Genomic DNA, 12,826 nt, shown 5'->3' with positions numbered 1-12,826 from the left:
TCCCTGCAGGAGCGGGCCCTACCCGTGAGCCGCCGGCTGGGCCGGCGGTCTACCCGCCGTTCTTCTGCGAAGGCTTCGGCGCCCCGACCAGTCGCCCCATCGCGCCGGCAATCCCCATCTCCCGCAGCACCTGCAGCTCGCCCTCGGTCTCGACCATCTCCGCGATCAGCGGCAGGTCGATGCTGTTGGAGGCGCGGTACATGGCTTCGATGAACAGGCGCTTGTCGTTGTCCTGGTCGATGGCGCGGATGTAGCTGCCGTCGATCTTCAGGTACGCAAGGCCCAGGCGGGTCAGGTTGCCGATCAGGCTGAAGCGTCCGCCGAAGTGCTGCAGGCCCAGCTTGGCGCCGACGTCCTGCACCGACTGGGCGAGCTTCTCGAGCTCGGCCGGCGGCGGCAGGTAGCGTTCGTCCACTTCCAAGGTCATCAGTTGCGCTTCCTGCGGGTGGGCGCGGAGGATTTCGAACAGCTGGCGCAGGGGCTCGGCGCTGCGCACGGTTTCTGCCGACAGTGACAAGGCCAGTGGCGCCGGTTGCTGGGCGAGGTGGGCGAGGGCGTGTTCGAGCATGGCCAGGTCGAACCGCGCGGACCAGCCGAAGCGTTCGATCCACGGCAGGAACTGCCCGGCGGCGACGGCCTCGCCCTTGGGATCGAGCAGCCGCGCGAGGACTTTCTGGTGCAGCAGTTCGCCTTTCTCGGCGCAGGCGCGCACAGGCTGGAACCACAGCTGCAACTTGCCTTTCTGCAGGGCGTCGTCGAGCCACTCGCGCCAGGCGCGGGAGTCCTGCGCGGGCTGGCCGCCGGAGCTGTCCAGGCGCTGCCAGGGATGGTCCGGGGTGGCCTGTGACTGCGCCAGGGCCTGGTCCGCGCGGGACATTACGCTTGCCGCGGATTCGCCGGGGCGGAAGGCCGCGAGCCCAAGGTGCGCCACCGGCTTGCAGTCGCTGGCGCCGGTGCCGCGCAGGTTCTCCAGGGCGGCGCTGAGCTGGTCGGCCAGCAGTTCGGCGCTGGCGCTGTCGACGCCGGGGGCGAGCAGGGTGAACTCGCCGCCACGGCTGCGCGCGGCGAGCCAGTCCGGGGTGCCGTGGGTCTCGCGCTCACGCTCCAGCAACTCGGCGACGTCGCGGATCAGCGCGTCGGTGCGTTGCCCGCCCAGGCGCTGGTTGAGCCCGGCCAGGTCGTTCAGGCGCAGCAGCAGCAGATAGCCGGCGGCGTTCTGTTCGCTGGGGGACAATTGCGCATCCAGCCGCGCGTCGAACAGGCGGCGGTTGGCCAGGCCAGAGAGGCTGTCCTGGTAGGCCTCTTCGCGCAGTTTCTCGCTGCGGGTGGCTTCCTCGGCGAACAGCGCCTTGAGCTTGTCGACCATCTGGTTCATCGCCTGCACCACACGCTTGAGCTCGGGAGTGCGCGGCTCCTTGGGCAGGGTGAGGAATTCGCGGCGGGTGATGGCGTGGGCCTGCTGCACCATCTGGTCCAGCGGCTTGAGCTGGGTGCGCAGCAGCCAGCCGCCAAGGATGGCGCTGACCAGCCCGCAGGCCAGCAGCCAGGCGAGGCTGCCCAGCGCGCCGTCCCACAGCTTGGCCAGGGCGAACTGCGGATGGCTGACCACCTCGACCCGCGCGGCCTGTTCCCAGCCGCGCATGATCAGCGCATCGCCGCCCTGGGCCTTGAGGTTGACCAGCTTGGCGAACCAGCCCGGCACCTGCTGGTTCTGCGTGTCGCTGTCGCGCTCGACTATCACCTTGCCCTCGGGAATGCTCACCACGCGGATGGTGGCGAAGTAGCCGGAATCGAAGATCGAGCTGACCATCAGCTCGATCATCGCCGGGTCGTCCACATGTGGGGTGAGCGACAGCCCCAGTGCGGTGGCGGCATCTTGGGCGTGGGAGCGCAACTGGCTGATCATCTGCTCGCGAGAGCTTTCCAGGCTGGCGGCGAAGCTGCCGGCGAAGGCCACCACGAGGAACAGGCAGATCGCCAGGAACAGTTGCTTGAGCAATGACATGCCGGGTTTCTCCTATCGCGTCTCGTCGAGGTCCAGGCCCTCGGCGCGCATCTTGGTCAACAGGTCCTGCCAGCGCGACAGTTTCTTGCTGTCGCCGGTGCGCTTGCCGCCGCCGGGGCCGGGCAGCCACAGCCCCTCGGCGTTGAAGGCGTAGACGGGCAGGAGGTCCTTGCGCTGGGAGGCGGGCTTGATCTGCGGGATCAGGTTGTCCAGCACCAGCGGTTCGGCAGTGGGGGAGGCGTAGTAGGTGAGCACCATGTGCGCCTGGTTCTGCTGCAGCGCCTTGACGTAGGTGATGCGCAGCTTGTCGCTGGCGACCCCGAGGCGGCGCAGGGTGACGAACTTGGCGATAGAGTAGTCCTCGCAGTCGCCGGCGCCCTTGTAGAGGGATTCCACCGGCGTCGCCCAGTAGTCCTCCTGGCGCCAGACGGTGCGGTCGTCGGTGAATACCAGGGCGCCGTTGAAGAAGGCGTTGACGGCCTTGAGCTTGGCGCTCTCGTCGAGGTTCTCGCTGTCCTGGATCAGCCGTCCCCAGGATTCGATGCGGGTCTTGGCGGTGCCGAGGTTGCCGTAGCGCTGCTCGGCGTTCTTCAGGATGGTGTCGAAGTTCCAGGCGGCGCCGGCGGTCAGCGCGAGGAGCGCGAGCAGCAGCACGCCGGCCCGCAGACGCAGCGGGCTGGCGAACAGCCAGAGGGCTCCTCGGGGTGGCTGCATCGCCAGCGCTCCATGTGGGATGTGTGGAGTCTAGGCGCTCTTCGAAAACTTGCGCTGGCGCATCGCCATTGGGCGAAAAGCCCCGTCGTACGGGCCTTGCCGGCGAATCTGACAGGATTGTCATTTAAGGGTCAGCGTGCGGTCCCGGGTTCTGGCTTATAACCCCAGGATGCGGCCGCTGTGGCCGAACCAGACGCAGGAGAGCGGGATGCAGGGGCAACGGCGGGTTTGGCTGGCGGCAGGGTTGCTGGGGGTGACGGCGCTGGGAGCGGGCATCTGGGGCTTTGCCGGCCGGCACGAGGCGCCGCAGGCGGCGGCCCAGCCAGCCGGCGTGCCGGTGACCCTGGCGCGCGTGGCCCGCGAGGACCTGACGCAGAACCTCGATGGCGTCGGTACAGTCACCTCGCTGCACAGCGTGCTGGTGCGCCCGCAGGTCGAAGGCCAGCTCACCGCGTTGCTGGTGGAAGAGGGGCAGATGGTCAAGGAAGGCGAACTGCTGGCGACCATCGACGACCGCGCCATCAACGCCGCGCTGGAGCAGGCCGAGGCGACCAGGCAAAGCAATCAGGCGCAGCTGCGCATCGTCGAGCAGGACCTGGCGCGCTACCAGACGCTGAGCCAGCGCGGCTCGATTTCCCGCCAGACCTTGGAGCAGACCGAAGCCGAGGCAGCGCGCCTGCGTGCGACCCTGCGCGGCAACCAGGCCACCATCGACGCCGAGCGCGTGCGCCTGTCCTACACCCGCATCACCTCGCCGGTCGCCGGCCGCGTCGGCATCCGCAACGTCGACGTCGGCAACCTGCTGCGCACCAATGACAGCAGCGGCCTGTTCACCGTCACCCAGATGTCGCCGATCTCGGTGGTCTTCGCCCTGCCGCAGGAAAGCCTGCCGCAGCTGCAACCGCTGATGAAGGGTGACTCCCCGGTGGTCGCGCGCAGCCGCGACGGCGGCCAGCTGCTCGGCGAGGGCCACCTGCGCAGCATCGACAACCAGGTCGCCAGCAGCACCGGGACCATCCGCGTGCGCGCGGTCTTCGACAACAAGGACGGCCAGCTCTGGCCGGGGCAGTTCGTCGCCATCGACCTGCAGTCCGGCGTGCTGCGCAACGGCCTGGTGCTGGACAGCCGTGCCGTGCGCCGTGGTCTGGACGGTGCCTTCGTGTTCCGCATCGAGGACGGCAAGGCGCAGAAGGTGCCGGTGCGCATCGTCCAGGAAGTGGATGGCCGCACGCTGGTCGAAGGCCTCGCGGCGGACGATGAAGTGGTGCTCGACGGCCACTCGCGCCTGACCCCCGGCGCCCGCGTGGACGTGCAGGGCGACGTGCAGACCCTGGCCCGCCGGAGCGAGCCATGAGCGTGCGCGCCGGCATGTCCGGCTGGTGCGTGCGCCACCCCATTGCCACCTGCCTGCTGACCATCGCCTCGCTGCTGCTCGGCCTGCTGGCGTTCTTCCGCCTCGGCGTGGCGCCACTGCCGCAGGTGGATTTCCCCACCATCCAGGTGCAGGCGCTGCTGCCCGGCGGCAGCCCGGAGACCATGGCGTCCTCGGTGGCGACCCCGCTGGAGGTGCAGTTCAGCGCCATCCCCGGCATCACCCAGATGCTCTCCACCAGCGCCCTGGGCTCGACCACCCTGACGCTGCAGTTCGACCTGGAAAAGAACATCGACGTCGCCGCCCAGGAGGTCACCGCCGCGATCAACGCCGCCGCCGGGCGTCTGCCGGCGGACATGCCGAACCTGCCGACCTGGCGCAAGATCAACCCGGCGGACAGCCCGATCATGATCGTCCGGGTGAATTCCGAGCTGATGCCGCTGATCGAGCTCAGTGACCTTGCCGAAGTGCTGCTGTCACGCCAGCTCAGCCAGATCAGCGGGGTCGGGCAGATCTTCGTGGTCGGCCAGCAGCGTCCGGCGATCCGCATCCAGGCGCAGCCGGAGAAGCTCGCCGCCTACCGCCTGACCCTGGCCGACCTGCGCCAGTCGCTGCAGTCGGCGAGCATCAACCAGGCCAAGGGTGCGCTGTTCGGCGACGGCCGCGTGTCCACCCTGGCGGCCAATGACCAGCTGTTCAGCCCCGGCGAGTACGGCGACCTCGTGGTTGCCTACCGCGCCGGCGCACCGGTGTTCCTGCGCGATCTGGCGAAGGTGGTGAAGGCGCCGGAAGACGATTACGTGCAGGCCTGGCCGGATGGCCGCCCCGGCGTGGCGCTGGTGATCCTGCGCCAGCCCGGCGCGAACATCGTCGAGACCTCCGATGCCATCCAGGCCGAGCTGCCACGCCTGCGCGAAATGCTGCCGGCGGGCGTCGAAGTGGAAGTGCTCAACGACCGCACCCGCACCATCCGCGCCTCGCTGCATGAAGTGGAGTTGACCCTGCTGCTGACCATGGGGTTGGTGGTGCTGGTGATGGGGCTGTTCCTGCGCCAGCTGTCGGCCACCCTGATCGTCGCCACCGTGCTGGCGGTGTCGCTCAGCGCCAGCTTCGCGGCCATGTACCTGCTGGGCTTCACCCTGAACAACCTGACATTGGTGGCGCTGATCATCGCCGTGGGCTTCATCGTCGACGACGCCATCGTGGTGGTGGAGAACATCCACCGCCACCTGGAGCAGGGCAAGGACCGGGTGCAGGCGGCACTGGCCGGCGCCTCGGAGATCAGCTTCACGGTGGTCTCCATCAGCTTCTCGCTGATCGCCGCGTTCATCCCGCTGCTGTTCATGGGCGGCATCGTCGGGCGGCTGTTCCGCGAGTTCGCTGTCAGCGTCACGGCGGCCATCCTGATTTCGGTGCTGGCCTCGCTGACCATCGCGCCGATGCTCGCCTCGCGCTTCATGGGGGCGCCCCATCACCATAAAAGCGGGCACGGGCACGACGACGGAGGCATCGCCGGTTGGTTGCTGGCACGCTACGCCAAGGGGCTGGACTGGTCGCTGCATCACCAGCGCACGGTGCTGGCCGGCTTCGTGGTCTGCGTGGCCATCGCGGTGGGCGGCTACGTCGGCATTCCCAAGGGCTTCTTCCCGTCCCAGGACACCGCCTTCGTCTTCGGCACCACCCAGGCCGCCGAAGACATCTCCTATGCCGACATGGCCGAGAAGCACAAGCAGCTCGCCGAGATCGTTGCCGCCGACCCGGCGGTACAGAGCTATAACCACGCCATCGGCATCACCGGCGGCAGCCAGAGCCTGGCAAACGGGCGTTTCTGGATCGTGCTCAAGGACCGTGGCGACCGCGACGTCTCGGTGGACGAGTTCATCAACCGCATCCGGCCCAAGCTGGCCAAGGTGCCGGGTATCGTCCTCTACCTGCGTTCGGCGCAGGACATCAACCTCGCCACCGGGCCGGTGCGCACCCAGTACCAGTACGCCCTGCGCAGCAATGACAGCGCGGCGCTGGCGCAGTGGGCGGATCGCCTGACCCAGCGGTTGAAGGAGGAGGGCGGCCTGCAGGATGTGTCCAACGACCTGCAGATGGGCGCCAGCGTCACCTCGCTTGCGATCGACCGGGTGGCGGCGGCGCGCTTCGGGCTGTCCGCCGAGGACGTCAGCCAGACCCTCTATGACGCCTTCGGTCAGCGCCAGGTCGGCGAATTCCAGACCGAGGTCAACCAGTACAAGGTGATCCTCGAACTGGATTCGCGCCAGCGCGGCCGCGCGGAAAGCCTGGCCTGGTTCCACCTGCGTTCGCCGCTGACCGGCGAGATGGTGCCGCTGGCAGCCCTGGCGCGGGTCACACCGGCCAAGTCCGGGCCGCTGCAGATCAACCACAACGGCATGTTCCCGGCCGTCACGCTGTCCTTCAACCTGTCACCGGGCGTGGCCCTGGGCGACGCCGTGAACCTGGTGCAGCGGGCGCAGGCGGAGATCGGCATGCCGTCGAGCATCAGCGGCGAGTTCCAGGGCGCCGCAGCAGCCTTCCAGAGTTCACTGGCGAGCCAGCCGCTGCTGATCCTTGCGGCGCTGTTTGCGGTCTACGTGATCCTGGGCGTGCTCTACGAGAGCTTCGTGCACCCGCTGACCATTCTTTCCACCTTGCCCTCGGCCGGCATCGGCGCGGTGTTCCTGCTCTGGGGCTGGGGCCTGGAGTTCTCGGTGATGGCGCTGATCGGCCTGGTGCTGCTGATCGGCATCGTCAAGAAGAACGGCATCCTGATGGTCGACTTCGCCCTGGCCGCGCAACGCCAGCGTGGGCTGTCGCCCTACGACGCGATCCGCGAGGCGTGCCTGGCGCGCTTCCGGCCGATCATGATGACCACGCTGGCCGCGCTGCTGGGGGCGATCCCCCTGATGATCGGCTTCGGCACCGGCTCGGAACTGCGTCAGCCGCTGGGCGTGGCGGTGGTCGGCGGGCTGGTCTTCAGCCAGGCGCTGACCCTGTTCAGCACACCGGTGGTGTACCTGGCGCTGGACCGGCTGTTCCATCGCCAGCAACCGACATCAGCCGCGCTGGGAGGTGCGGTATGAGGAGCGGCTGGGTAGCATGCCGGACTGCGGGCGTCACGAACGGAGGGCTGGCATGCGCGTACTGATTGTCGAAGACGAGAGCAAGACCGCCGACTACCTGCAACGCGGGCTGAGCGAGCAGGGCTTCACCGTGGACGTCGCCAGCAACGGCATCGACGGCCGGCACCTGGCGCTCAATGGCGAATACGACGTCATCGTCCTCGACGTGATGCTCCCCGGCATCGACGGCTACGGCGTGCTGCGCGCCCTGCGCGAGCAGCGGCAGACGCCGGTGATCATGCTCACCGCCCGCGAGCGGGTGGAAGACCGCGTGCGCGGCCTGCGCGAGGGCGCCGACGATTACCTGATCAAGCCGTTCTCCTTCCTTGAACTGGTGGCGCGCCTGCAGGCCCTGACCCGCCGTGGCGCACACCTGGAAAGCGCGACGCAGATGCGCATTGCCGACCTCGCCATCGACCTCGTCAGCCGCCGTGTGCAGCGCGGCGGCACGCGCCTGGAGCTGACCGCCAAGGAGTATTCGCTGCTCTGCGTGCTGGCCCAGCGCAGTGGTGAAATCCTTTCCAAGACGGCCATCGCCGAGCTGGTCTGGGACATCAATTTCGACACCGACACCAACGTCGTCGAGGTCGCCATCAAGCGCCTGCGCGCCAAGCTCGACGGCCCCTTCGACACCAAGCTGCTGCATACCATCCGGGGCATGGGCTACGTGCTGGAAAGCCGCACCACCCAGGAGCGCGAGGCATGAGGGGGCTGTCGCTGTCCACGCGCCTGGCCGGCATGTTCGCCGGCGCCGCGCTGGGCATCTTCCTGCTGATCGGCTCGGCCCTCTACTGCGTGCTGGACGGGCAGATCGAGCGTCTGCAGCGCTCGGAGCTGGATACCCGCTTCAACATGGTCGCGCGCATGCTCGACAAGCCCGACCTGGCCGAACGCTGGCCGCACATGCAGCTCAAGCTCAATACCCTGAGCCAGGAGTACCAGCTGATCCGCTTCTGGATCGACAGCGACGATTCGCGCTTCCGCTACGGCCAGCCCAACGACGCGGTACGGCGGATGCTCGGGAGCGGCAACGGCTACGCCGAACTGGAACTGCCCGGCCACGATTCGCCGCTCAGCGCCCGCGTCGGCGTGCTGCCGGCCAGCGGCTCGCGCCCGGCGCTGGTGCTGCTCGCGGCGATCGACAGCGTGGCCTTCCAGCACGCCCGCCACGCCACGCTAATCACCCTGTTCGTGCTGTCCGCCCTGGGCATCGCCCTGGCGACGCTGTGCGGGCACTGGATTGCCCGGGTCGGCCTGCGGCCGGTGCGCGAACTCTCCGCCGAGGCGCGGCAGATCAGCCCGAAGCAATTGTCCCAGCGCCTGCGCCTGGAGGGCCTGCCGACGGAGTTGTCAGCGCTGGCGGGCGCCTTCAACGAGGCGCTGGATCGGCTGGAGCAGGCCTACCTGCGCCTGGAGTCGTTCAACGCCGACGTTGCCCACGAACTGCGCACGCCGCTGGCCAACCTGATCGGCCAGAGCCAGGTGGCGTTGTCTCGCGAGCGCAGCGCGCAGGATTACGAAGAGGTGCTGCAGTCCAACCTGGAGGAACTGGAGCGCCTGCGCGCCATCGTCAACGACATGCTGTTCCTCGCTCGCGTCGATCAGGGTGGGCTGGCGGCCGAGCGGGTAGAAACCTCGCTGGCGGCTGAGGTGGCGACGACCGTGGATTTCCTCGAGGTGATCTTCGACGAGCAGGGCGTGCAGGTGAACCTTCGTGGCGATGCCCGTGCCTGTGTCGAGCGGGCGCTGTTCCAGCGTGCGGTGACCAACCTGCTGTACAACGCAGCCCAGCACACCGCACCGGGCGGTCGTATCGAGGTGCGCCTGAGTGGCGAGCGCGGCGCCGCGCTGGTGGAAGTCAGCAACCCCGGCGAGCCGATCAACGCCGAACAGCGCGCGCGCCTGTTCGAGCGCTTCTACCGCGCCGACCTGGCCCGCGCCAACAGCCAGAGCAGCCACGGGCTGGGGCTGTCCATCGTCAAGGCGGTGGCGAGCATGCATGGTGGTTCGGTGTTCGTGCGCAGCGAGGGGGGCATCAACACCTTTGGCTTTACCGTGGATGCGGTGGGGCCGGTGGTGGCGCCCGTGCAGGAAGAGGGCGGCCAGGTGCTGCAGCTGACTCCGCGATCAGTCTAGGCGCCGGGTCTTGGTGCGGATCAGGTAGATGCTCACCAGCGTCGCACTGGTCAGCATGAACGCCCAGGCCCAGGGGCGTTGCACCACGAAGCCGGAGATCAGGATGCTGCACCACATCAGGCCGATGGCGTAGACCTTGCCCTTGAGCGGGATGCCTTCACCGTCCAGGTAGTCGCGAATCCACGGGCCGAGCTTGGGGTGGTTCACCAGCCAGTCGTAGAAGCGCTGGGAGCTGCGCATGAAGCAGGCGGCGGCGAGCAGGAGGAAGGGTGTGGTGGGCAGGACCGGCAGGAAGATGCCGATCACGCCCAGGGCCACGCTGAGCCAGCCGACGCCGAGCAGGCAGTAGCGAACCCAGGCGTGGCGGCTCTGGCGGATTTCTCGAGGCATCGACTGGCGCGAAACGAGTCCGGAGCCGCGCGGCGCAGCTCCGGTGGCGGATCAGTGAGTGCGCGGCTTCAGCAGCGCCGGCTTCTCTTCCGGCGCCTGGCACAGCAGGAACAGGTTGGTCAGCAGCTCGGGGATCTGCGCGACCATGTCGTCCACCAGCCCGCGATCACTGGCGATCTCGTCGAACTCGGCCTGTTCGTCGAACAGGCCGGAACCGACCATGATCGGCAGCAGCAGCTCGCTGACTTCTTCCTCGGCCTGTTCGAACCAGATGGCCTCGCGCAGGAACACACCTTCCATGAAGCCGATGCACCAGCCGCGGATGTCGGAGTCGTCCGGCTCGTCGCCCAGGTAGGGCTCGCACGGCAGCTCCAGCTCCTCGTCACCGGCCATCTGGCGGATGATGTGCGCCTTCAGCTGGACCAGGGTGGATTCGATCTCGCTGCGCTCTTCCTCGCTGCGGTAGTGCGGCGGCTCGGCGAACAGGGCGTCGATCCACTCGCGCTCCGGCACTTCCTCCGGGCAGATCGCCAGGGCGGTCAGGTAGCCGTGTGCCGCCACGTAGTCCAAGGCTTCCTCGTGCAGGTCATCGGCATCGAGAAAGGCTTGCAGGCGGGACAATTGGTCGGCGAAGGACATCGGGTACTACCTCGGAGGTGATCGGTCCCGAATTGTAGTCTTTCCGCAGGCCCGCGGCAAAAGCCAAATGCCCGTGCAGCCCGCGCCGACGCAGGGCTCGGACGCATGTGACGGATTTTTCCGCAGTTTCCCGGACAAGGTGCCGGCCGCAGCGGGATCGCTTGCGTATAATGCGCGGCTTCATTCGGAGTCCCCCATGCTCGATCAGGCCCTGCGCATCCTCAAAGACGTTTTCGGTTACGACGCCTTCCGCGGCAATCAGGCGCGGATCATCGAGCGCGTGGCCGGCGGCGGCGATGCCCTGGTGCTGATGCCCACCGGCGGCGGCAAGTCGCTGTGCTTCCAGGTTCCGGCGCTGCTGCGCGAGGGCCTGACGGTGGTGGTTTCGCCGCTGATCGCGCTGATGGAGGACCAGGTCGCCACGCTGGACGAACTGGGTGTGCCGGTGGCGGCGCTGAACTCCTCGCTGAGCCCCGAGGCCCAGCGCGAGATCGCCGACCGCCTGCAGCGCGGCGAGATCAAGCTGCTCTACCTCGCCCCGGAACGCCTGGTGCAGTCGCGCATGCTGGCCTTCCTGCAGCGCCTGGAAATCGGCCTGTTCGCCATCGACGAGGCCCACTGCGTGTCGCAGTGGGGCCACGACTTCCGTCCCGAATACCTGCAACTGGGCCAGCTCGCCGAGCTGTTCCCGCACGTGCCGCGCATCGCCCTGACCGCCACGGCGGACATGCGTACCCGCGAGGAGATGATCCAGCGCCTGCACCTGCAGGACGCCGAGCAGTTCCTCTCCAGCTTCGACCGGCCGAACATCTTCTACCGCATCGTGCCCAAGGAGCAGCCGCGCAAGCAGCTGCTGGGTTTCCTCAGCGAGCGGCGCGGCGACGCGGGCATCGTCTACTGCATGTCGCGCAAGAAGGTCGAGGAGGTCGCCGAGTTCCTCTCCAACCAGGGCTTCCCGGCGCTGCCTTACCACGCCGGCCTGTCCAACGACCTGCGCGCATATCACCAGAAGCGCTTCCTCAACGAGGAAGGGCTGATCATGGTCGCCACCGTCGCCTTCGGCATGGGCATCGACAAGCCCAACGTGCGCTTCGTCGCGCACCTGGACCTGCCCAAGAGCCTGGAGGCGTACTACCAGGAAACCGGCCGCGCCGGCCGCGACAGCCTGCCCGCCGACGCCTGGATGGCCTACGGCCTGCAGGACGTGTTGCTGCTGCGGCAGATGATGCAGAACTCCGAGGGCGACGAGCGCCACAAGCGAGTCGAACGGCACAAGCTCGAAGCCATGCTGGCGCTGTGCGAGGAAACCCGCTGCCGCCGCCAGGCGCTGCTGGCCTACTTCGACGAAGTGATGCCCAACCCCTGCGGCCACTGCGACATCTGCGTCGATGGCGTGGAAACCTGGGACGCCACCGAGCCCGCGCGCCAGGCCCTGTCGGCCATCTACCGCAGCGGCCAGCGCTACGGCGTCGGCCACCTGGTGGACGTGCTGCTGGGCAAGGACACCGAAAAAGTGCGCAGCGTCGGGCACCAGCACCTGGCGGTGTTCGGTATCGGTAAATCCCGTGGCGAGGACGAGTGGCGCACGCTGTTCCGCCAACTGGTCGCCCGTGGTTTCGCCGACGTGGATGTCGACGGCTTCAACGGCCTGCGCCTGACCGAGGCCTGCCGTCCGCTGCTGCGCGGCGAGGAGACGTTGGCCCTGCGCCGCGATCCGAAGCCGCAGCGCAGCAAGTCCTCCTCCTCCGGTGGCGCCAGCCCGGCCAGCCAGCTGGTGCGCCAGGAGGAGCGCGAGATGTGGGAAGCCTTGCGCACCCTGCGGCGCAAGCTGGCGGAGGAGCACTCGGTGCCGCCCTACGTCATCTTCCCCGACGCCACCCTGCTGGAAATGCTCCGCAGCCAGCCCACCACGCTGTCCGCCATGGCCCAGGTCAGCGGCGTCGGCGCGCGCAAGCTGGAGCGCTACGGCCAGGCCTTCCTCGATGTCCTCACCGAGTCGGACAAGGCGCCGGATACCCCCGCACCGGTCACCGACCTGCGCCACGAACTGGTGACCCTGGCCCGCGCCGGCATGACCCCCGCGCAGATCGCCCGCCAGCTCGATTGCAGCGAGAAGAACGTCTACAGCCTGCTGGCCGAGGCCATCGGCCGCCAGCAGTTGACCCTGGAACAGGCACTGGACCTGCCCGAGGAACTGCTCGGCGAAGTCCAGGATGCCTTCCTCGACGAGGACGGCGAACTGCCGCCGGTGAGCGCCATCGCCGAGCTGTTCGAAGGCCGCGTGCCTCTGGGTGTCCTGCACTGCGTGCGTGCCGCCCTGCAGGCCGAGCTGGAAGTCTGATCGCGCCGACACACGGCGTTACAGATGAAATATCAATGTGCCAGCAACGGCGCCTTTTTCCACCAGTCCAACCGGTCAGTACGGATCACTGTCGGAGTGAC

9 protein-coding genes are annotated in these 12,826 nt (G+C 68.1%); 5 read left to right on the top strand and 4 right to left on the bottom strand.

Translation table 11 applies throughout. The annotated features are described in order from the left end of the window. Positions 1 to 49 precede the first annotated feature (49 nt). Complete coding sequence (gene lapD / locus IB255_RS02250; RefSeq protein ID WP_192209756.1) at positions 50 to 2,005, bottom strand: cyclic di-GMP receptor LapD; 1,956 nt, start codon at positions 2,003 to 2,005, stop codon at positions 50 to 52. A gap of 12 nt (positions 2,006 to 2,017) precedes the next feature. Then, complete coding sequence (gene lapG, locus IB255_RS02245) at positions 2,018 to 2,719, bottom strand: cysteine protease LapG (RefSeq protein ID WP_081520260.1); 702 nt, start codon at positions 2,717 to 2,719, stop codon at positions 2,018 to 2,020. Positions 2,720 to 2,927: 208 nt separating this feature from the next. Between lapG and IB255_RS02240 the strand changes: the two genes are divergently transcribed. Genes IB255_RS02240 through IB255_RS02225 form a run of 4 tightly spaced genes read left to right on the top strand, consistent with a single transcriptional unit; the run spans position 2,928 to position 9,355 of the window. After that, positions 2,928 to 4,073, top strand: coding sequence for an efflux RND transporter periplasmic adaptor subunit (locus IB255_RS02240; RefSeq protein ID WP_218189956.1), 1,146 nt, complete (start codon positions 2,928 to 2,930; stop codon positions 4,071 to 4,073). Continuing rightward, on the top strand, positions 4,070 to 7,180 hold the full coding sequence (locus tag IB255_RS02235; protein ID WP_192209755.1) for a multidrug efflux RND transporter permease subunit: 3,111 nt from the start codon (positions 4,070 to 4,072) through the stop codon (positions 7,178 to 7,180). Before IB255_RS02240 ends, IB255_RS02235 begins: the two co-directional genes overlap by 4 nt. A gap of 52 nt (positions 7,181 to 7,232) precedes the next feature. Beyond that, complete coding sequence (locus IB255_RS02230; RefSeq protein ID WP_151187940.1) at positions 7,233 to 7,925, top strand: heavy metal response regulator transcription factor; 693 nt, start codon at positions 7,233 to 7,235, stop codon at positions 7,923 to 7,925. Then, positions 7,922 to 9,355 (top strand): heavy metal sensor histidine kinase, encoded by a 1,434-nt coding sequence (locus tag IB255_RS02225; protein ID WP_192209754.1) that lies wholly within the window; start codon positions 7,922 to 7,924, stop codon positions 9,353 to 9,355. The genes IB255_RS02230 and IB255_RS02225 overlap by 4 nt, the downstream gene beginning before the upstream one ends. On the opposite strand, the gene IB255_RS02220 is transcribed toward IB255_RS02225, so the two are convergent. Together IB255_RS02220 and IB255_RS02215 are read right to left on the bottom strand one after the other, a co-directional pair. Continuing rightward, positions 9,347 to 9,745: a YbaN family protein gene (locus IB255_RS02220; protein WP_081520264.1), complete on the bottom strand. Its 399-nt coding sequence runs from the start codon at positions 9,743 to 9,745 to the stop codon at positions 9,347 to 9,349. The two genes, IB255_RS02225 and IB255_RS02220, sit on opposite strands and share 9 nt — an antisense overlap. A 51-nt stretch (positions 9,746 to 9,796) precedes the next feature. Then, positions 9,797 to 10,384 carry a YecA family protein gene (locus IB255_RS02215; protein ID WP_192209753.1) on the bottom strand — a complete coding sequence of 196 codons (588 nt, stop codon included), beginning with the start codon at positions 10,382 to 10,384 and terminating at the stop codon, positions 9,797 to 9,799. Between the two features lie 196 nt (positions 10,385 to 10,580). Between IB255_RS02215 and recQ the strand changes: the two genes are divergently transcribed. Next, positions 10,581 to 12,725 (top strand): DNA helicase RecQ, encoded by a 2,145-nt coding sequence (recQ, locus tag IB255_RS02210; RefSeq protein ID WP_192209752.1) that lies wholly within the window; start codon positions 10,581 to 10,583, stop codon positions 12,723 to 12,725. Positions 12,726 to 12,826 lie beyond the last annotated feature (101 nt).

The organism is Pseudomonas sp. PDM22, assembly GCF_014851965.1.
Classification (GTDB): domain Bacteria; phylum Pseudomonadota; class Gammaproteobacteria; order Pseudomonadales; family Pseudomonadaceae; genus Pseudomonas.
Note: the sequence above shows the minus strand (reverse complement) of the source record. Positions and strands in the feature narration are given on the sequence as shown.